The sequence below is a fragment of the Marinobacter daqiaonensis genome, assembly GCF_900115285.1.
Taxonomy (GTDB): Bacteria; Pseudomonadota; Gammaproteobacteria; order Pseudomonadales; family Oleiphilaceae; genus Marinobacter; species Marinobacter daqiaonensis.
In genome coordinates, this window is record NZ_FOYW01000001.1 from 2,282,109 (window position 1) to 2,301,651 (window position 19,543).

The following is a 19,543-nucleotide window of genomic DNA, read 5'->3' on the forward strand; positions in this document are numbered from 1 at the left end:
TTTCAGATAATTGTCGGTATCAGCCTGCGGCAGCAAGACGGAAGCCGTACCGTGGAAAATGCACGTGCACGAGGCCGGCCCGGTCATCTTCGCGGCTGACGACAATTTCTTCGGCGTCATGGTAAACCAGCGTACCCGCCACCGGGTCAACACCGTAGTCCACAGCCGCCACCGTCACCTGGTTGCCGATCTCGAAGCCATTGGGGTCCACGAAGTCAAAGTCGCCTGAACCCACCGGCTCCGGTGTGCTGTCACGGGCGATCTCGACTGCCTCGGGGGACGGCAGTTCCGAATGTTCGCCGTGACCACAGGCCGCCACGGCTTCAAGCCACGCCAGCACCTGGGGATAGGGATCCAGCTCGTTGGCCACCGCCTTGTTACTGGCGACGAACCACAGGGGATGATAGTAGGAGAAGTCGACGATGCAGGGTTCCTCACCCATGAGGAAGCTGCCGCTTTCCGCCAGCTGTTGCTCCAGCCGCCCCAGCAGGGCCGGCCACTGGGATTTGGCCTGGGCCGGATGGAGCGGCGCGGCGGAGCCACCCTCAAACAGCTTCTTCCGGTCCGCCAGGAAAGCCTTCATGACATCTTCCGGGGCCCCCTTGAAACGCTCAGCCACGCCATGGGGCTGGAAATTCATGGCAACACCGTGGCGGAACATCACCTCGTCCGCGAAGTGGGCCGCACTGGCCGCAAGCGCTTCCTTGCCTTCCGGGTAGAGCGCCGGAACCGGCTGTATCCGGTCCAGAAGACGGGCCATGATGGCTGTGTCGCAGTAGATATCGGCACCAATCTGCATCACCGGTGTCTTGCGGTACCCCCCTGTGAGGGCGGTGAGATCAGGCTTGGGCATGACCGGAGGAATGGACACGGACCGCCAGGTGAGGCCCTTGAAGCCCAGCATCATGCGGGCTTTTTCGGCGAAAGGGGAGCCGGCGTAGTGGTGCAGGATAATGTCGCTCATAGGGGTTCCTTTTTCTTATCAGGTTGCGTAATGCAACCACCTTAGACGTTTACCGGCCCGACAGCCAGTACTCCCGAACCTCCGGACCCTTCCGGGGAGCTTCGTCAGGACCACTTGCGGGCGGGAGGCTCGTAGGCCCGGATGGCTTCAACAAGCGCTTCGGCCCGATCTTCCACAATCAACATTCTGTGGTGGTGGGTTTTCAGGAAACCGGATTCCGCCATATGGTTTACCAGGGCCAGCAGGTGGTCGTAGTAACCAAAGGCGTTGTACAGAGCGCAGGGCTTATTGTGGTAACCCAGCTGACCCCAGGTCCAGGCCTCGAAGAGTTCGTCCATGGTGCCCGGGCCACCGGGCAGTGCCACGAACCCGTCCGCCAGCTCCGCCATCCGGGCTTTGCGCTCGTGCATGCCGGAGACGACTTCCAGTTCGGTGAGTCCATGGTGGGCAAGCTCCCGCTCCTGCAGGGAGGCAGGAATAACGCCAAAAACCTGACCGCCACCGGTCAGCACGGCATCGGCCACCGCTCCCATCAGTCCCACCTTGCCACCACCGAACACCAGATCAATACCCTCATTGGCCAGAAAGGTACCGAACTCAGTGGCGCACTTCTGATAACGTTCATCGTTTCCGCTACTGGAACCACAAAACACGGCGAGTTTCATCAGGCTGGCCTCCGGCGGCATCGGGGTGAAAGCGGGCATCGGCTCCCTGTCTGCTCAATCAGGAAAGCCGGTTACAAATGGTGCCATGGTGGCGTTGACGGCACAATTGTCCCGCATCAGCGATCACTGTGGACATGGGCGGCCAGCGCACCAAGGGTGCGAACGGCATCCTCGATTCGCGCCGACCAGGGATTGGCGGCGTTCAGGCGCAGGCAGTTCTCGTACTTGCCGGTGGTGGAGAACATGATGCCCGGTGCCACGTTGATATCCCGCTCCCGGGCGCGCCGGTAGATATCGGTGCCGGAGATGCCCTCCGGCAGCTGGACCCAGACCACGAAACCACCCTGGGGCCGGCTGACCGCCGTTCCCGGCGGGAAGTGGCGGACCACGGCGGTGCGCAGGCGCTCCACCGCATCCCGGTAATTGCGCCGGGCGCCACGCAGGTAGCGATCGTAACCGCCCTGCTCCAGAAAATGGGCGACCGCCATCTGTGGCAGGGTGGCCGTGGCCAGGTTAGTGAAGTATTTCTGCTGCCGGATCTCGTTGAAATAACGACCGGGGACGATCCAGCCCAGCCGCAGGCCCGGGGAGATGGTCTTGGAAAAGGAACTGCAGTAGATCACGTTACCGGACCGGTCAAACGCCCTGGCTGGTCGCGGCCGCTCCCCCGAGTGACCAAGGTCACCGTAGATGTCGTCCTCGATCAGCGGTACGCCCGCATCTTCCAGCAGAGTCACCAGCTTGCGCTTGTGGTCATCCGAAAGCCGCATGCCCATGGGATTGCTGTGATTGGTGACCGCGATGCAGGCCTTGATGGGCCATTGCTCCATGGCCAGCTGGAGTCCCTCCAGGCTCAGGCCCTCCGAGGGGTGGGCCGGAATCTCGATGGCCCTGAGCCCGCCGACCTCCAGCGCCTGGAGGATTCCCGGAAAGGAGGGGGATTCCACCGCGACAATATCACCGGGTCGGGTTATGGCCCGCAGGGCCATGATGATGGCCTCCTGGGCGCCGTTGGTGGCCAGCACCTCGTCCGGCGTTACCGCCACACCCAGGGTCGCCATGCGCTGGGCGATCTGGCGCCGGAATGCGGACTTGCCGGGGAAGGCGTAGTCGAGGGTTTCCAGGCCGTGACGGGCGGCCCAGATGGAGGCCTGCTGGATCTGGCGGATGGGCAGGAAATCCGGGTGGGGTATGGCCGTGGCCAGGGGTACCATGCGCTTTTCCTCATCGGCGCAGAGGTCGATGGTCATGTCCCGCGCACTGACCGGCATCGGTCTGGATGCCTGGGACGCCATCGCAGGTTCCGGTGCTTCAACATCGGGCACCCGGACAAAGAATCCGCTCCGCTCCCGGGGTTCGAGGATGCCCCGGCCTTCCAGGGTCTGGTGGGCCTGCAGCACGGTGGCGATACTGACACCAAACTGGCGGCTCAGCATCCGCACGCCCGGCAGGCGTTCGCCATTGCGATAGACCCCATCGCGAATCAGCGATTCCACCTGATCTGCCACCTGATGATAAAGAATTTCCATACCCTATCCTTTCACAGCCCGCAGTCAGCGACACAGTACAGTTCATCGTCAACAGAACCGGTACAGATACTCCGCCACCGGCCGCTGTACCGGTTCAAAACCATATTAGCTGAATCTGTTACGCCAAACAGCCAGGAGAGACACTATAAGGCCATCGGATCAGGGAAAAGAGACACCCATGAGCCTGTTCAGCCCGATCACAGGAAAAGCCGGCCCGGCTACCAGGAAAGATCTGCTTCAGGTCCAGAACACGGTCGGATCCGCGACGACGGACGTCATTGATGAACTGGAACGCCTCGGTTTTTCCGTGACCGGGCGACGGCGCGATCACTGGGTGGTAACGGGACGATCAGCACTACCGGAATTCCACTTCTACAGCATCGGGGAGATGGGCCAGTTTGCCCGGGACCGCGCCCGATTCTATATTGAGCCTCTTCATAAGGAGATCCTGCCATGACACAACTGTCCATCTATCAAGTGGACGCCTTTGCCTCACGGGTATTCGGTGGCAATCCAGCGGCGGTTATGCCGCTGGAGACGTGGCTGCCGGAAGAAACCCTCCAGGCCCTGGCCATGGAAAACAATCTGGCGGAAACCGCCTTCTTCGTGGCAGAACAGCAGGGCAGTGAGGCGGACTTTCACATTCGCTGGTTCACCCCCAGAGCCGAGGTGCCACTGTGCGGTCATGCCACCCTGGCCAGCGCGTGGGTGCTGTTCCACCGGCTGGGCTGGCAGGGAGAGCACCTTCGCTTCCGCTCGAAAAGTGGCACTCTTGGGGTTCGCCGGCTGGAAAAGGACCGGCTGGAGCTGGACTTTCCGGCACTGGCCATAAGACCGGTTGCCGTGCCAGACATCCTTGCAAGGGCTTTGCCGGAGGTCAGCAGCCAGGTATTCGAGGTGCCCCACGACACCAACCTGATGGTCGTACTGGACAGCGAAGACGCGGTCCGTCGGGCAAAACCGGATATGACACTGCTTAAAACACTCGATAACCAGGGAGTGATCATCACCGCCCCGGGTGACCAGTGCGATTTCGTCAGCCGCTACTTCGCCCCCGCTCTCGGTATCGACGAAGACCCGGTGACCGGATCGATCCACAGTGCTCTGGTCCCTTACTGGGCCAGTCGGCTGGACCGCACCCGATTCAGGGCACGCCAGCTGTCCGCACGGGGCGGTGAACTTGAATGCGAACTGCGGGGCGACCGCGTGTCGATTGCCGGACCGGCGATTCTCTACATGGAGGGCCGGGTTATTCTGGCCTGAGAAAATCAGGGCAGAATAACCAGATGGTTGGGCAGCTCGTTACGTTCATGGGTGGCCGGGACGTGTTCCCGCAGGTGTTTGCCACAGGCCTCGATACAGTCGAGAAAACCCTGGCAGGTGTCACCCTGGCGCACCTTACGCGTGAAATCCGCCACGATTTCCTCCCAGACCCGGTTGTCCACTTTTGAGGAAATGCCCTGGTCAACCAGGATTTCCACGTAACGCTCGGCCTCGGAGACAAAAATCAGCACACCCGTGCTGCCCCTGGTGTGATGCAGGTTCTGCTCCAGGAACTGCCGGCGGGCCAGGTTGGAAGCCCGCCAGTGCCGGACCGGCCCGGGTATCATTATCGTGGTGATCCGGTGTATGCGGAAGAGCAGGCCCAGAATCAGGAAAACACCCCACTGGGTAAGCAGCAACATATCGGCGCCAAACCAGCCCGTAAAATAGTTGATCATCCCCGGTATCAGCAATGCCACGATTCCGGCCCATAAAAGCGGTATATAGGAATAGTTGTCGGCCTGCCGCGCCAGCACGGTGACCAACTCTGCGTCGGTTTGCTGTTCCACCGCTTTGATGGCTGCTGCCACCTTGTCCTGTTCGGAATTGGTCAGTAGTGTCATGGGACCTTCGTTTTATGGGCTGTCATTATTGAGGTTGAAGACTTAGGGCACCGGACTACCAGCCACCGGAAGCACCGCCACCACCGAAGCCACCGCCTCCGCCGCCAAAGCCGCCACCACCGAAGCCGCCGCCGCGGCCGCCCATGCCAGCGCCGAGCAGAGCACCGGCAACCAGCGCACCCCTGCCACGGCCCCCTCTGCCGCCACCTCCGACAAGGCCGATGAAGGCGACGATAATGACAAAGAACATGATGACTGCGCCGACATTGGGTTTTTCGCGCTGGCTGGTCTGCGCTGCCGGTACATTCAGCGGATTACCGCCAAGTACCTGGATCATCGCTTCGGTTCCCTGAACGATGCCACCGGCAAAATCGCCCTGGCGGAAGGCCGGCGTAATGATGCGGTTGATAATCGTGGACGAGGCCGCATCCGTCAGTTGCCCCTCGAGCCCATACCCCACTTCGATGCGGACCGCACGCTCCTGCTCGGCCACGATCAGCAGGGCGCCATTGTCTTCGCCCTCCTGACCGATGCCCCAGTGGCGGCCAAGTTGGTAGCCATACTCTTCAATGTTGCGTCCCTGCAGATCCGGCAGGGTAACCACCACCACCTGGTTCGTGGTAGCCTCCTCATGGGCGGCCAGGATCCGGGTGAGATCAGACTCGACCTTGGAAGGCAGCATCTCGGCCCGGTCCACCACCCGGCCCGTAAGCTCGGGGAACTCCGGTGTCGACTGGGCCCAGGCCACCGGATAAACCACCAGCAAGGCAAGAATCGCGACGAATGGTCGAAGCCAGAGCATCAGAATTCAACCTGTGGTGCCTGGTCCGCGTCTTCCGTGGTTGCAGTGAAGTTTTCACGCAACTCCATGTCGCTGTAGAGCAGACTGTGCCAGATACGGCCAGGAAAGGTGCGGATCTCGGTGTTGTACTTTTCCACCGCCTGGATGAAGTCGCGACGCGCTACGGCGATGCGGTTCTCCGTGCCCTCCAGCTGTGACTGCAGGGCAAGGAAGTTCTGGTTCGACTTCAGCTCCGGATAGCGCTCGGAAACCGCCATCAGACGACTCAGGGCACTGGTCAGCTGGCTTTGTGCCTGCTCGAACTGCTGCATTTTCCGGGGATTGCTGAGCATGCTCTCATCCACCTGAATCGAAGTGGCCTTGCTGCGGGCCTCGATGACCGCGGTCAGGGTCTCCTGCTCCTGGGCGGCATATCCCTTGACCGTCTCCACCAGGTTCGGCACCAGATCCGCACGCCGCTGGTACTGGTTCTCCACCTGGGACCATGCGGCCTTGACCTGTTCGTCGTAGGTTGGGATGTTGTTGATCCCACATCCGCTGAGCAAAAACGCCAGCGCCAGCAGTGAAGTGAGTTGCCAGAATGCCCCCCGCCGGGGCCCTTTCCTGAGGTTGGTCATGATTCAACGTTTCCTGTGTGCATGACATGAAGCCATTGAGACTGTCGCCCAACGGCTCAACTATGTCCGTATCGGCCCCTACCGTAACACCTCCGGCGTTACAATTCGCCCAGGGCCGACACTGAGCTGCCCCATCCCGACGATGGAGTCGACCCAACGGGAGTCAGCGTTACTGCTTCTGGCGGTAATCGGGGTCCGTCCAGCACACTGGCAGTGCTTCTCCTGAGGGAAACGCGAGCTCGGTCTTCAGCATCGGCTCCGGATCCTGGGCCTCTTCGCCGTAATGAACGCTCCCCATGACCCTGGGTTCATTGGGATCGATCAGCATTTTAACGTCCTTGATCTCAACGAGATGTCCGGTGGATTTCTCGGCCAGCAACATGGACTTGCTCCTTTTTTCAGATAGGGCGGGTTCCGCTGTTATTCATCTGTTCCTGCCCACAGGTATATGGCCCATGGCCGCCAGATGCAACTCCGGCGCGCAGCCCTGGGGCCGGACAGGGGTTTAAACCCGAAGATTCAGCCTCAGGTCACTAGGACTGACCGAGAGACCGGGGACTCCCGGCATCAAGCCATTTCAAACGGGGAGACGTCATCATGACGAACCAACTGCAAGGCAAGACAATCGCATTTCTCGCGACCGATGGGGTCGAGCAGATCGAACTCACCCAGCCCTGGGAGACACTCAGGGACGCCGGCGCACGGGTGGAGTTGCTGTCGGTGAAAACCGGTAAGATCCAGGGCTACAACCATCTCGACAAGGCGGACCAGTTTCCGGTGGACGGCCAGGTGAAGGACGTCTCCTTCGAGGACTACGATGCCCTGGTGTTACCCGGCGGCGTGGCGAACCCGGACGCATTGCGCATGGACCAGAGCGCCGTTGCCTTTGTCCGCAGTTTCGTGGAAGCCGACAAGCCGGTGGCGGCCATCTGTCATGCGGCCTGGCTGCTGGTGGAGGCGGACGTGGTTCGTGGCAGAACCCTGACATCCTTTCCCAGCGTGCAGACGGACATTGCCAATGCCGGCGGTAAATGGGTGGACGAAACCGTCTGTCATGACGATCCACTGATCACCAGCCGCAAACCCGATGACCTGGACGATTTCTGCAACAGAATTATCGAAGTCGTGGGTCGGTAGCTGTCGCACTGCTGCGCCCGGACCGCTCCCCCGGGCGCAGCGTTGACGGGTCTGCCAGCTCCCGGGTACCAGATTCATTGCACAACTGTCATGGAGAAGACGGCCGTATTTCAGTCGATTCTTGCTACGCTTACCGCTAATGCCATCCGTTTTTCATCACAGCCCGATAATGGATGCCGCACCTCTTCAAGGAGTTCGTTTACAAGGAGATTCCCAATGAAATCCCCCGTAAAGCCTCTGATGGCCCTTGCCGGTCTGGCCGCACTAATGGCCGGCTGTGCCTCCGACCCCGGTCCGAAGCCCAGCGCCGAACTGGAAGAGGCCACCCTGGCGGTGCAGGAAGCCGAGACGGCCCGGGCCCAGAACCAGGAACCGGCCCTGATGGAGGAAGCACGGAGCAAGCTCACCCGCGCCCGATTCCTCCTTGAGGAGCAACGACACACCGAGGCCAGACAACTGCTGGAACAGGCGGCCCTGGATGCCCGCCTCGCCGAGGCAAGAGCCGGAACCCAGGCCGTGCGGGATGAGCTGGGTGCTCTCATGGCCAGTATCGAATCACTCCGGAACAGCCTGGCAGCCCAGGAACAATAAAGACACAGGGAGGCGCCATGAAAACATTGTTGATCACCAGAGGCTCCGTCATCACGCTGGCGGCATTTATCTCCGCCTGTGCCAGTGGGCCCACCGAACACGCCGGCCTGGCGGAGAGCCGGGCCAGCTATGAGCAGGCGATCGAAAAAGACCATGTGGTCCGTAACGGCCTGGCGCACCTGCGCAAGGCGGACACGGCCCTCAGTCACGCCGAAACCCTGCTGGCGGAGAGAAAGGACTCCGAGGAACTCGACCATCAGGTCTATCTCGCGGACCGGCACCTGGCGATAGCTCGGGAGAAAGCGCTCCGGGCGGAGCTGGAGGAACAGCGGATCATGGCAGAACGGGAGCGTGACGACCTGCGTATCCGCCTTGGCGAGCGCCGGGCCCAGATTGCGGAAATGGAAGCGCGCATGTTGCGGGAACAGATGGGTCGCCTGCAGGCGGAACAGACCGACAGGGGCATGGTAATGACCCTCGGCGATGTCCTGTTCGAGTTTGACCAGGCCGAACTCAAACCCGCCAGTGAAGAGACCATCGAGCGTCTCGCCAGTTTCATGAAGGACTACAGCAATTACCGGGTCCGCATCGAGGGTTATACCGACAGTATCGGCGACCCCGACTACAACCAGGCCCTGTCGCTGAAGCGGGCGGAGTCGGTCCGCAACGCCCTGCTTCGTAAAGGCATCGCGCCGGGTCGCATGGAAGTGGCCGGTTATGGCGAAGCCTTTCCCAAAGCATCAAACAGCACCCGGACAGGACGGCGGGAAAACCGGCGGGTGGAAATCGTGATTTCCGATAGCGAGGGGAACATCAAGAACCGCTGAGCTATGTCGGCCGGACGGTCGTCCTGCTAGCCCTTTATGCGGGATTTTTTCGGCCGCTTGCCTTTAGCCCGGGCCGGTTTGGCCGGGGGCTTGCCTTTACCGGCAGTGGCCGGTTTGCCAAATGGCTTGCCCCCTCGTTTCGGCGCAGCGGGGCCGCGTTTTCCTGCCGGAATGCCTTGACCCTTACCGCCGGCCTTTTTGCCGGTCGTTTTCTTTGCGCCGGCTTTTCCGGACGGTTTGGGAACCTGACGCCGGGTACCGGGGGTGGCTTCCGATGACGAGCCACGAATGGACTCGAAAAGGACCGACAGCTCTGCGTCGGTCAAATCACGCCACTCTCCCACCGCCAGCCCCTTAAGACTGATGTTCATGATCCGCACCCGCTCCAGCTGCAGTACTTCGTAGCCAAAGTGCTCGCACATGCGCCGGATCTGCCGGTTCAACCCCTGGATCAGCGTGATCCGAAAGGCATTTCTGGATTCCCGCTCGACCTTGCACCTTTTGGTGACCGTGCCAAGAATGGGCACGCCGGCCCGCATACCATTGAGGAAATCGTCAGTCACCGGCCGGTCGACCGTCACCACGTATTCCTTTTCATGGTTGTTGCCCGCCCGCAGGATCTTGTTCACCAGATCGCCGTTGCTGGTGAGAAAAATCAGCCCCTGGGAGTCCTTGTCCAGCCGGCCAATGGGGAAAATCCGCTCGCTGTGACCCACGAACCGGACAATATTGTCGGGTTCGGCGCTGTCCGTGGTGCTGACCACCCCCACCGGCTTGTTGAGAGCAATGAAGATAAGGTCCTCTTCACTGCGGGGCTCGATCAGCTGTCCGTTGACCCTGACCTCGTCACCAGGAAACACCTGATCGCCGATCTGCGCACGCTTGCCATTGATCACCACATTGCCCTGCTCAATGTAGCGATCCGCCTCGCGGCGGGAACAGATGCCGCTCTCGCTGATGTACTTATTGAGGCGGGTTGAGCCCTGGTTGTGCATAACAGTCCTGTCTGGTCATTGTTCAGTGGATGGGCGAGGTGCGGTCGCAGGGTCGATTGTCGGCCCTGACCGCCGGTGGGACAAGGGTCGGGGAACAAAAAAGCCCCGCGCCATTGCTGGCGCAGGGCTTTGGGGCCTGCAGCGACGGCGGTAGCTGTCGCTGCTCTCTCATCAGGCCACTTCCGCTATCACGCGGCTTCGGTCTCTGCCTCTTCCGGCACTTCGTGACGAATCAGGAAGTCAAAGGCACTCAGGGCAGCCTTGGAGCCCTCGCCCATGGATATGACGATCTGCTTGTAGGGCACCGTGGTGGCATCACCGGCCGCGAACACGCCCGGAATCGAAGTCTCGCTACGCTCGTTCACGACGATCTCTCCGTGCTTGCTCAGCTCAATATCGCCCTTGAGCCACTCGGTGTTGGGTACCAGCCCGATCTGGACAAAAATGCCCTCCAGAGAAACATGATGCTCCTCGCCGGAATCACGGTCCTTGTAATTAAGACCGTTTACCTTGCCCCCTTCACCGGTAACCTCGGTGGTCTGGGCAGAGGTGACGATTTCCACGTTCTTGAGGCTGCGAAGCTTCTTCTGGAGCACCTCGTCGGCCTTCAGCTCGCTGGCGAACTCCAGCAGGGTCACGTGGCCCACGATGCCGGCCAGGTCAATGGCGGCTTCCACACCGGAATTACCGCCACCAATGACCGCAACGCGCTTGCCCTTGAACAGGGGACCGTCGCAGTGGGGGCAGTAGGCCACACCCTTGTTCCGGTATTCTTCCTCTCCCGGTACGCCCATCTGGCGCCAGCGGGCACCGGTGGACAGGATCACGCTGCGGGCCCTCAGAGATGCGCCATTGGCCAGCCGGACCTCATGATAGCCCCCGGCCTCGGAAGCCGGTAACAGCTTCTCGGCGCGCTGCATGTTCATGATATCCACGTCGTATTCCTTGACGTGCTGCTCCATGGCAGCCACCAGCTTGGGACCCTCGGTGTAGGGCACGGAAATCAGGTTCTCGATACCCATGGTATCGGCCACCTGGCCACCGAAGCGCTCCGCAGCGATACCAGTGCTGATTCCCTTGCGGGCGGCATAGATTGCCGCAGACGCGCCAGCAGGACCGCCGCCAATCACCAGGACCTCAAACGGATCTTTCTCATTGATCTTGCGGGCTTCCTTGGCTCCGGCGTTGCTGTCCAGCTTGACCACAATTTCTTCCAGGGTCATGCGGCCCTGGCCCCAGGGCTCACCGTTGAGGTAGACCGAGGGCACTGCCATGATCTCTTTCTTCTCGACCTCGTCCTGGAACAGGGCGCCGTCGATGGCGGTGTGCCTGATCCGTGGGTTCAGCACGCTCATCAGGTTCAGGGCCTGTACCACGTCCGGGCAGTTCTGGCAGGACAGGGAGAAGAAGGACTCGAACTCGAATTCCCCTTCAATGGACTGAATCTGTTCAATGGTGTCCTGAGCGGCCTTGGACGGATGGCCGCCAACCTGCAGCAGAGCCAGTACCAGCGAGGTGAACTCGTGGCCCATGGGGATGCCGGCAAACCTCACGCCGACATCGGAGCCGATCCGGTTGATGGCAAAAGACGGGCGACGCACGTTCGGATCGTCGTCGGTGCGCAGGCTGATCTTGCTCGACAGCGGCTCGATTTCTTCCAGCAGTTCCTTCAGTTCCTGAGACTTCTTGCTGTCGTCATAGGCGGCCGCGAGCTCGATGGGCTCGCGGAGCTTCTCAAGGTAGGCTTTCAACTGGTCTTTGAGATTGTTGTCCAACATGGCGTGTCCTCTATTAGATCAAAATGCGATGACTGAAACCGTAAACCGGCAATTTAAGTCTGATGGTTCTCAAGATAGGACCAGACCGGCCGAAGCTCAAATTAATTGACCTTAAACATTCAATAGTCGATATCTATAGGCCAATGAGTTTGAACTCTTTTCGGAACCCTGAAAACAGCAAACCCCGGACGGGCCGGGGTTTACCGAAGCGCGGAGCCCGCCAGAGGCGGACTCCCTGGGAGATCAGGCGCTCCTTAGATCTTGCCAACCAAGTCCAGGGACGGAGACAGTGTTGCTTCGCCTTCCTTCCACTTGGCCGGGCATACCTCACCGGGGTGGTTACGCACGTACTGGGCAGCCTTAACCTTACGCAGCAGGTCCTCAGCGTCGCGACCAATACCTTCAGCCGTGATTTCCATCGCCTGGATGATACCGTCCGGATCCACCAGGAAGGTGGCACGGTCGGCCAGGCCCTGACCTTCACGCATGACACCGAAGTTGTTGGTGATGCGGCCGGTCTGGTCACCAACCATGTAGTACTGGATCTTGCCGATGGTCTCGGAGCTGTCGTGCCATGCCTTGTGGGTGAAGTGGGTGTCAGTGGAGACGGACAGCACTTCCACGCCCAGCTTCTGGAGCTCTTCGTACTTGTCAGCCACGTCACCCAGCTCGGTCGGGCACACGAAGGTGAAGTCGGCCGGGTAGAAGAAGAAGATCGACCACTTGCCCTGCAGATCGGTGTCGGAAATCTCGACGAACTCGCCCTGCTTGTACGCGGTGGCGGTGAACGGTTTGATTGGCGTGTTTACTAGAGTCGTCATTGATTTATTCTCCTTCAAGTTAATTGAGGTGCACAAGGTATGCGGTTCACCCCGACTCATCAAATTGATTAACCTTAAAAGAGCCATAGGTATGGGCTATATCTCGGAAAAGGTTTACCGTTTTCCGAACCGGGAGCCGATAATTTGTACTACCCCCGTATGATGGGGTGAATGTTCCGGAAATCAATCAGTCCATCACCGCGACGTATCCCGCCCACCCGTCCGGGACAACACCCGATGATTCCCTGTCGGAGCCATATTCGTTAATCTGTGTGACCGTTCTGATACACACCCGGGAGCTCTCCCCATGCACGAATTTCCCATCCACTATGTCGAGCCCGTATTCCGCCCACCCAGCGAGGCCCATTCGCTGATCCTGCCGGTGACCAACGGCTGTTCCTGGAACAAGTGCACGTTTTGCGAAATGTACACCGCACCCCAGAAAAAATTCCGGGCCCGGGATGAGAGCGAGGTGCTTGAGGAAATTCGCAAATGCGGCGAACGGATGATTGTTCAGCGGGTATTCCTCGCCGATGGCGATGCCATGATCCTGCCCACCCATCGCCTGCTGCGGATCCTTGAGGCCATTCGGGACCATCTGCCGGATGTTGAGCGGGTGACCTCCTACTGCCTGCCAAGAAACCTGAAGAAAAAATCGGTGGCCGAACTGAAAGAGCTGCAGGATGCCGGTCTTGCCATGCTCTATGTGGGAGCGGAATCCGGCGATGATGAGGTACTCAGGCGGGTCAACAAGGGCGAAACCTATGACTCCACCCGCGATGCTCTGCTCAAGGCCGGCGAGGCAGGCATCAAGCGCTCGGTGATGATTCTCAACGGTCTTGGCGGCAAGAGCCTGAGTGATCAGCATGCCCTTCATTCCGCCCAGTTGATGAACGAGACCCAGCCGGAATTCCTGTCCACCCTGGTGGTGAGCTTTCCCCAGGGCATGGAGCGTTACCGGGAGCAGTTCCCGGACTTCGAACCCCTGAACCAGCAGGAGCTGTTCCTGGAAGCGGAGCGGCTCCTGGAGAACCTGGAACTGGACAACACGGTGTTCCGCAGCGACCACGCCTCCAATTACCTGGTACTGAAGGGCACGCTCGGTCGGGACAAGGAGCGGATGCTGGCGCAGGTACGTACCGCCATACACACGCCGGAGCAGGCCAGATTGCGTCCCGAGTGGATGCGGGGGTTGTGACAGGGATCGACCCGGCAAGGGAGAGGTTCCGGTCAAAAAACAACTATATCTGAGAAAAAGAACGCGGTCTGTCCAGGCGTCCTCCCAGGGCGCCTGAACCCTTCATCTGATCACTTTCCGCTCGACAAAACTTGTAACCGCTCCCTGATTTCCTGTATCTTTATTTTAATTGAACGTTCAATTAACAATATTCCGAGAGAACTCATGCCGATTGTCGGAGTCAAGGACACCCGAAAACAGCAGCTGATCGATGCCACTATGGCCTCCATCGCGGAGCTGGGAATGCAGAACACCACCATCGTCAGTATCAGCAAGCGGGCTGGTATGTCCTCCGGGATCATCAGCCACTATTTCGGTGGCAAGCAGGGACTGATCGAGGCCGCGCTACGTTACCTGCTGGATCAGCTGGGCCAGGAATTGCGGGAACGCATGGCTAAAACCGATGGCAGCCCCGAGCAGCGCCTAAACTGCATTATTGAGTCCAATTTTTCCGAATTTCAGCGCTCGGCCCTGGCCGCCAAGACCTGGCTCAGTTTCTGGGCCCGCTCCATGCATGAGCCGGGGCTCAAGCGTTTACAACAGATCAACAACGCGCGGCTATACAGCAACCTGCGTTATTCATTTGCCCAGGGGCTGCCGCCGGCACAAGCCACCGCAGCGGCCCGCCAGACCGCCGCCATGATTGACGGCTTCTGGCTGCGCAGTGCCCTCAGCCTGGACCCGGCAGAAAGTTTCGAGGCAGGCGAACGCCTGTGTAAGCAATTTGTTCACCAGACCCTGGCCAGTGCCGGGGCCGAGAACTCATCAAATTAAGGATACCGGTCGCCATGTCCCATTCCATTCCCGTTTACCAGAATTTCGTCCACGGCCGTTTTCTCGCCAACCATAGTGGCGAAACCTTTGCCGTGGTGAATCCGGCCACCGGCCAGGTGATTTACCAGGTGGAAGTCGCTGATCCGTCGGTTCAGAAGGCTGCCATCGAGAGTGCCCGGGCCGGTTTCGCCGACTGGTCCGCCATGACCGCCATTGAGCGCAGCCGCATCCTGTTGCGAGCCGCCGCCCTCCTGCGGGAGCGCAACGACGAGCTGGCCCGGGTGGAAGTGCTGGACACCGGCAAGCCGCTGCAGGAGGCCGAAGCGGTCGATGTTGTGACCGGCGCCGACGCGGTCGAGTTCTTTGCCGGCCTGGCTCCCTCGATAGAGGGTAACCAGCAGGATCTGGGTGGAGACTTCTATTACACGCGCCGGGAGCCCCTGGGCATCTGCGCCGGTATCGGCGCATGGAACTACCCCATCCAGATTGCCTGCTGGAAGTCCGCGCCGGCATTGGCCGCAGGCAATGCCATGATTTTCAAGCCCTCGGAAGAAACGCCGATGGGTGCCATCAAACTGGCGGAAATCTTCATCGAGGCGGGTGTGCCCGCAGGCGTGTTCAACGTGGTACAGGGCGCCGCCGAGGTGGGCAGCTGGCTGACCCATGATCCGGACATCGCCAAGGTGTCCTTCACCGGTGAGGTGGGCACCGGCAAGAAGGTCATGGCGGCAGCCGCGTCCTCCCTGAAGGACGTGACCATGGAGCTCGGCGGCAAGTCACCGCTGATCATTTTCGACGATGCCGACCTGGAGAACGCGGTTTCCGCCGCCATGGTGGGCAACTTCTACACCCAGGGCGAGATATGTACCAATGGCACCAGGGTGTTTGTCCAGGAAGGTATCTACCCCGCCTTTATCGAGCGGCTGCTGGAACGCACACGCAACAACATCGTGCCCGGCGATCCCCTGGATCCGGCCACCAACTATGGTGCGCTGATCTCTGAGGGGCACCGGAAACTGGTACTGGACTATATCGGAAAGGGCGTCGCCGAAGGTGCCACATTGAGCCATGGCGGGCGCCCCCTGTCACCGGCCAACGCCAGCGGTGGCTATTTCGTGGAGCCCACCATCTTCACCGATTGCACTGACGACATGACCATCGTGAAGGAAGAGATCTTCGGGCCGGTGATGTCCGTGCTCACCTTTGCGGACGAGGCAGAAGTCATCGAGCGGGCCAACGACACCGAGACAGGCCTGGCCGCAGGCGTGTTCACCAATGATATCCGGCGCGCACACCGGGTGATTCACCGGATTCAGGCGGGCATCTGCTGGATCAACAGTTACGGGGCCTCGCCGGCGGAAATGCCGGTGGGGGGTTACAAACTCTCCGGCGTTGGTCGCGAGAACGGTCGCATAACGCTGGATTCCTACACCCAGATCAAATCGATTTACGTTGGCATGTCCGACCTTGAGGCGCCGTTCTAGTGCCGTCTGGTTACCAGACACATCGCTAGTGTCTCGGCCGGTTAATTCGCTGACCTACTGAGCCCCTGAAAGCCTTGAGAGCAAGGCGTGGTGTCGAAGGTTTGGTGGTTCCAAATCGAGGCGCCGCAACACAGCTCTCAAGGCTTTCAGGGGCTCCCGGAGGGCTTGCCGCTGGCGACTCTGGACCTGTGTTGTCAGCCCTTGATGTGGAACCACCACACCTGCGGACTGACGCCTTGGCCAGAGTCGCCAGCGGCAAGCAATAGGTCAGCGAATTAACCGGCCGGGACACTAGTGCCACGGGAGGAAATGAATGAAAGAAAACCGATACGACTACATCATTGTGGGCGCGGGCTCCGCGGGGTGTGTGCTGGCGAACCGGCTCACCGAGGACGGCCGCAGCAGGGTGCTGCTGCTGGAAACCGGCGGCAGCGACAAGAGCATCTTCATCCAGATGCCCACTGCCCTGTCCATCCCCATGAACACCAAAAAATACGCCTGGCAGTTCGAGACCGAGCCTGAACCCTACCTGGATAACCGTCGCATGCACTGTCCCCGCGGCAAGGTGCTGGGTGGTTCCTCGTCCATAAACGGCATGGTGTATGTCCGCGGCCATGCCAGGGATTTCGATGAATGGGATGCCGAAGGCGCCACGGGCTGGGACTATCAGCACGTACTCCCCTATTTCAAAAAGGCCGAAACCTGGGCCTTCGGCGGTGACGACTACCGGGGCGGTTCCGGTCCGTTGGGCGTCAACAACGGCAACGGGATGAAGAATCCCCTCTATAAAGCTTTTATCCGGGCCGGAGCGGACAGCGGCTATCTCGAGACCGAAGACTACAACGGCGCGCAGCAGGAAGGCTTCGGCGCAATGCACATGACCGTGAAGAACGGCCGTCGCGCCTCCACTGCCAATGCCTATCTGCGTCCGGCCATGAACCGCCACAACCTCACCGTGGTTACCCATGCCCTGGTCCACAAGGTATTGCTGGAAGACAAAACCGCCACTGGTGTGCGTTTCGAGCAGGGCGGCAAGGTACAGGAAGTTCATGCCCGCGAAGAAGTGATTCTCTCCGCCGGGTCCATCGGCTCGCCCCACCTGCTGCAACTCTCCGGTATCGGCCGCCGCGAGGTACTGGAGAACGCCGGTATCGAAGTAAGGCATGAGCTGCCGGGCGTGGGTGAAAACCTGCAGGACCACCTGGAGTTCTACTTCCAGTTCCGCTGCAAGCAGCCGGTTTCCCTGAACCGCAGGCTGGACTGGTGGAACAAGCTGAAGATCGGTGTGCGATGGATCCTCCGGAAGGATGGCCTTGGCGCCACCAACCATTTCGAATCCTGCGGCTTCATCCGGTCGAAGGCCGGCGTGGAGTGGCCGGACCTGCAATATCATTTCCTCCCGGCCGCGATGCGTTACGACGGCAGGGAGGCATTCGACGGGGATGGCTTCCAGCTCCACGTGGGGCATAACAAGCCAAAGAGCCGCGGCTTCGTTCACGTGCAGTCGGCCGACCCGACCCAGCCGCCCCGTATCCGCTTCAACTACCTGCAGCACGAGGCGGACCGTGAGGGCTTCCGCGACTGTGTTCGGCGGACCCGCGAACTCATCAGCCAGCCCGCAATGGATGAATACCGTGGCGCCGAAATTCAGCCGGGCGAGCATATCCAGAGCGATGAGGAAATCGATACCTTCGTTCGCCAGGCGGTGGAAAGCGCCTACCATCCGTCCTGCTCCTGCAGGATGGGCACGGACGACAAGGCGGTGGTGGACCCCAGGACCCGGGTTCACGGCCTCAAAAATCTGCGGGTGGTGGATTCGTCCATCTTCCCCACGATCCCCAACGGCAACCTGAACGCGCCCACCATCATGGTGGCGGAACGGGCGGCCGACCTGATCCGGGGCAGGGAGCCCCTCCAGCCTGCCGGCGTGCCGGTCGTCATGGACGAGCAATGGCAGAGCCGCCAGCGCCCCGGGGAACCGGAACGGGCGTCTGGTTAGTGCATTCCCTCCCCGGGCGCATCGCGCGCCCGGGACTCTGTAAACCATCAGGGTTTCCCTATCAGCGCGGCGGCTTCGTGCCGTCTTGAGGCGCCGGATAGGCAAGTCCTGGTTGGATTCTCAAACTCGAGGAGACAAACCATGAAACTGATGACAACAAGTAACAGCCAGGGGAGGAGTAACCCATGACGCTCTGGTTATCCGCAGGCCTGATTTTCACCTTCGCTGCCATGGCGATGATTCTCTACAAGTGGTGGAACGTGCAATGCATCGGCGTAACACCGGTAAGCACGTTTACGTTCATTGCCATCCTGTTTACCTCGGGGCTGGACGTGGGGCTGATCATGTTCCCGCTGACCGAGTTCGCCGGTTATGGCGACCTGGCTGAAAGTCCGGAATACGGCTTCGCCAATCCCCTGGCCATTGAGTTCGGCTTCTGGGCCTTCCTGATCTGGGGGTTCTATTTCCTCACCTGTTTCTATTTCGCCATCATCGAGCCCCGGGTGCACTTCTTTGAGATTCCCGTGGTCAAGGTGATCAACAACATGGTGATCATCGGCACCTGTGCCTTTACTGCCTACCTGCTGCTGGTGAACCTGCCCTGGTATCTGCCCCAGATCGGCGACGGGGAATCGGTAGTTCCCACCTTCTACGCCATTGTGTTCGCGTCCATTGGCCTGGCGGTGTACTCCAGTTCCCGGATCAAGTACGTGCGCATCCTCAGTGTGGGCTCCAGTATCCTGTTCATCGCCCTGATCGCACTGATGTGGTTCCGGGCGTTTGTACTGGGCAAGGGGTCACCAGCGGATTTTGTGGGCACGGCCGGAATGATCGGAGAGTACTTCAGCAACATCCACCAGTTCCTGCTGCCCATCAATGACTATCACGAGTTCTATCTGCTGTGGTGGTTCTCCTGGAGCATCATGATCGGCCAGTTCACGGCGCGCTTTGTCAGCGGCATCCGTACCTGGCAGCTGCTGATCGCCATGATGGTGGTGCCGTCCATCGCCATCGGAACCTGGTTCACAGTGCTCTACTACTACCACTCCGAAGGCATCCAGGTGGCCGCCTTCACCAACATCGCGATGATTTCCGTGGGTGTGCTGATGGTGGTGAACTCCCTGGACTCCCTGATACGCCTGTATACGGACAACCTGAACCTTACCGCGAAGCGGCTGGGCCAGTTCAACTACGTGGTGTTCAACCTGGTGGCCATGATAGGGCTCACCCTGCTGTTCCAGCTGGACTTCCTGCGCATCCAGTGGGTAGGCGCCCTGGTGATTGCGCTCTACTTCAGCTGTTTCGTGTACATTCTTACCAGAAAGCGGACCGAAGTCGGCGCTATCACGAGCTCTCCGAAGGAGAACGTGCTCGATTTCCACAAGATCGAAACCGCCAGCTGACCTGGTCGGATGAACATCCCGGGGGATAATCCCC

At 60.2% G+C, this 19,543-nt stretch carries 20 protein-coding genes; 10 read left to right on the forward strand and 10 right to left on the reverse strand.

The annotated features are described in order from the left end of the window. Nucleotides 1-19: 19 nt before the first annotated feature. From BM346_RS10420 to BM346_RS10430, 3 genes are all read right to left on the reverse strand, one after another. Nucleotides 20-964, reverse strand: a complete 945-nt coding sequence (locus BM346_RS10420) for a glutathione S-transferase family protein (protein WP_092011858.1) — start codon at nucleotides 962-964, stop codon at nucleotides 20-22. Between the two features lie 104 nt (nucleotides 965-1,068). Next, nucleotides 1,069-1,629 (reverse strand): LOG family protein, encoded by a 561-nt coding sequence (locus BM346_RS10425; protein WP_092013596.1) that lies wholly within the window; start codon nucleotides 1,627-1,629, stop codon nucleotides 1,069-1,071. A 116-nt stretch (nucleotides 1,630-1,745) separates the two neighbouring features. Further along, entirely contained in the window at nucleotides 1,746-3,158 is a 1,413-nt protein-coding gene (locus BM346_RS10430) for an aminotransferase-like domain-containing protein (protein ID WP_092011862.1), read from the reverse strand. 178 nt (nucleotides 3,159-3,336) lie between these two features. Between BM346_RS10430 and BM346_RS10435 the strand changes: the two genes are divergently transcribed. After that, complete coding sequence (locus tag BM346_RS10435) at nucleotides 3,337-3,615, forward strand: hypothetical protein (RefSeq protein WP_092011865.1); 279 nt, start codon at nucleotides 3,337-3,339, stop codon at nucleotides 3,613-3,615. Further along, the gene (locus BM346_RS10440; RefSeq protein WP_092011868.1) at nucleotides 3,612-4,421 is read left to right on the forward strand and encodes a PhzF family phenazine biosynthesis protein; all 810 of its coding nucleotides are present in this window, start codon (nucleotides 3,612-3,614) and stop codon (nucleotides 4,419-4,421) included. The genes BM346_RS10435 and BM346_RS10440 overlap by 4 nt, the downstream gene beginning before the upstream one ends. A gap of 5 nt (nucleotides 4,422-4,426) precedes the next feature. On the opposite strand, the gene BM346_RS10445 is transcribed toward BM346_RS10440, so the two are convergent. From BM346_RS10445 to BM346_RS10460, 4 genes are all read right to left on the reverse strand, one after another. Next, entirely contained in the window at nucleotides 4,427-5,044 is a 618-nt protein-coding gene (locus BM346_RS10445) for a TPM domain-containing protein (RefSeq protein WP_092011871.1), read from the reverse strand. 55 nt (nucleotides 5,045-5,099) lie between these two features. Continuing rightward, nucleotides 5,100-5,846 carry a TPM domain-containing protein gene (locus tag BM346_RS10450; protein ID WP_092011874.1) on the reverse strand — a complete coding sequence of 249 codons (747 nt, stop codon included), beginning with the start codon at nucleotides 5,844-5,846 and terminating at the stop codon, nucleotides 5,100-5,102. Then, nucleotides 5,846-6,463: a LemA family protein gene (locus BM346_RS10455; protein ID WP_092011877.1), complete on the reverse strand. Its 618-nt coding sequence runs from the start codon at nucleotides 6,461-6,463 to the stop codon at nucleotides 5,846-5,848. Before BM346_RS10455 ends, BM346_RS10450 begins: the two co-directional genes overlap by 1 nt. A gap of 169 nt (nucleotides 6,464-6,632) precedes the next feature. Next, the gene (locus BM346_RS10460) at nucleotides 6,633-6,845 is read right to left on the reverse strand and encodes an acetyltransferase (protein ID WP_092011880.1); all 213 of its coding nucleotides are present in this window, start codon (nucleotides 6,843-6,845) and stop codon (nucleotides 6,633-6,635) included. A 215-nt stretch (nucleotides 6,846-7,060) separates the two neighbouring features. Here BM346_RS10460 and BM346_RS10465 point away from each other — a divergent pair, with 215 nt between their 5' ends. The 3 genes from BM346_RS10465 to BM346_RS10475 all read left to right on the forward strand — a co-directional run bounded on the left by BM346_RS10465 (nucleotide 7,061) and on the right by BM346_RS10475 (nucleotide 9,018). Beyond that, a complete protein-coding gene (locus BM346_RS10465) occupies nucleotides 7,061-7,600 on the forward strand; it encodes a type 1 glutamine amidotransferase domain-containing protein (RefSeq protein ID WP_092011883.1) in 540 nt (179 codons plus the stop codon). A gap of 216 nt (nucleotides 7,601-7,816) precedes the next feature. After that, nucleotides 7,817-8,191 carry a DUF4398 domain-containing protein gene (locus tag BM346_RS10470; protein WP_167812599.1) on the forward strand — a complete coding sequence of 125 codons (375 nt, stop codon included), beginning with the start codon at nucleotides 7,817-7,819 and terminating at the stop codon, nucleotides 8,189-8,191. A 17-nt stretch (nucleotides 8,192-8,208) separates the two neighbouring features. Then, nucleotides 8,209-9,018 (forward strand): OmpA family protein, encoded by an 810-nt coding sequence (locus BM346_RS10475; RefSeq protein ID WP_092011889.1) that lies wholly within the window; start codon nucleotides 8,209-8,211, stop codon nucleotides 9,016-9,018. Nucleotides 9,019-9,044: 26 nt separating this feature from the next. On the opposite strand, the gene rluF is transcribed toward BM346_RS10475, so the two are convergent. The 3 genes from rluF to ahpC form a co-directional block, all read right to left on the reverse strand. Next, nucleotides 9,045-10,013, reverse strand: coding sequence for a 23S rRNA pseudouridine(2604) synthase RluF (gene rluF / locus BM346_RS10480; protein WP_092011892.1), 969 nt, complete (start codon nucleotides 10,011-10,013; stop codon nucleotides 9,045-9,047). Nucleotides 10,014-10,201: 188 nt separating this feature from the next. Next, complete coding sequence (gene ahpF, locus BM346_RS10485) at nucleotides 10,202-11,791, reverse strand: alkyl hydroperoxide reductase subunit F (RefSeq protein WP_092011895.1); 1,590 nt, start codon at nucleotides 11,789-11,791, stop codon at nucleotides 10,202-10,204. Between the two features lie 254 nt (nucleotides 11,792-12,045). After that, nucleotides 12,046-12,612, reverse strand: a complete 567-nt coding sequence (gene ahpC, locus BM346_RS10490) for an alkyl hydroperoxide reductase subunit C (RefSeq protein ID WP_092011898.1) — start codon at nucleotides 12,610-12,612, stop codon at nucleotides 12,046-12,048. A 307-nt stretch (nucleotides 12,613-12,919) separates the two neighbouring features. Between ahpC and BM346_RS10495 the strand changes: the two genes are divergently transcribed. The 5 genes from BM346_RS10495 to BM346_RS10515 all read left to right on the forward strand — a co-directional run bounded on the left by BM346_RS10495 (nucleotide 12,920) and on the right by BM346_RS10515 (nucleotide 19,509). Then, entirely contained in the window at nucleotides 12,920-13,810 is an 891-nt protein-coding gene (locus BM346_RS10495; protein WP_092011901.1) for a radical SAM protein, read from the forward strand. A 204-nt stretch (nucleotides 13,811-14,014) separates the two neighbouring features. Then, complete coding sequence (betI, locus tag BM346_RS10500) at nucleotides 14,015-14,623, forward strand: transcriptional regulator BetI (RefSeq protein ID WP_092011904.1); 609 nt, start codon at nucleotides 14,015-14,017, stop codon at nucleotides 14,621-14,623. A 14-nt stretch (nucleotides 14,624-14,637) separates the two neighbouring features. Further along, nucleotides 14,638-16,107 carry a betaine-aldehyde dehydrogenase gene (gene betB, locus BM346_RS10505; protein ID WP_092011907.1) on the forward strand — a complete coding sequence of 490 codons (1,470 nt, stop codon included), beginning with the start codon at nucleotides 14,638-14,640 and terminating at the stop codon, nucleotides 16,105-16,107. Nucleotides 16,108-16,420: 313 nt separating this feature from the next. Beyond that, nucleotides 16,421-18,106 (forward strand): choline dehydrogenase, encoded by a 1,686-nt coding sequence (betA, locus tag BM346_RS10510; protein WP_092011910.1) that lies wholly within the window; start codon nucleotides 16,421-16,423, stop codon nucleotides 18,104-18,106. 185 nt (nucleotides 18,107-18,291) lie between these two features. Continuing rightward, on the forward strand, nucleotides 18,292-19,509 hold the full coding sequence (locus BM346_RS10515) for a choline transporter (protein ID WP_092011913.1): 1,218 nt from the start codon (nucleotides 18,292-18,294) through the stop codon (nucleotides 19,507-19,509). Nucleotides 19,510-19,543 lie beyond the last annotated feature (34 nt).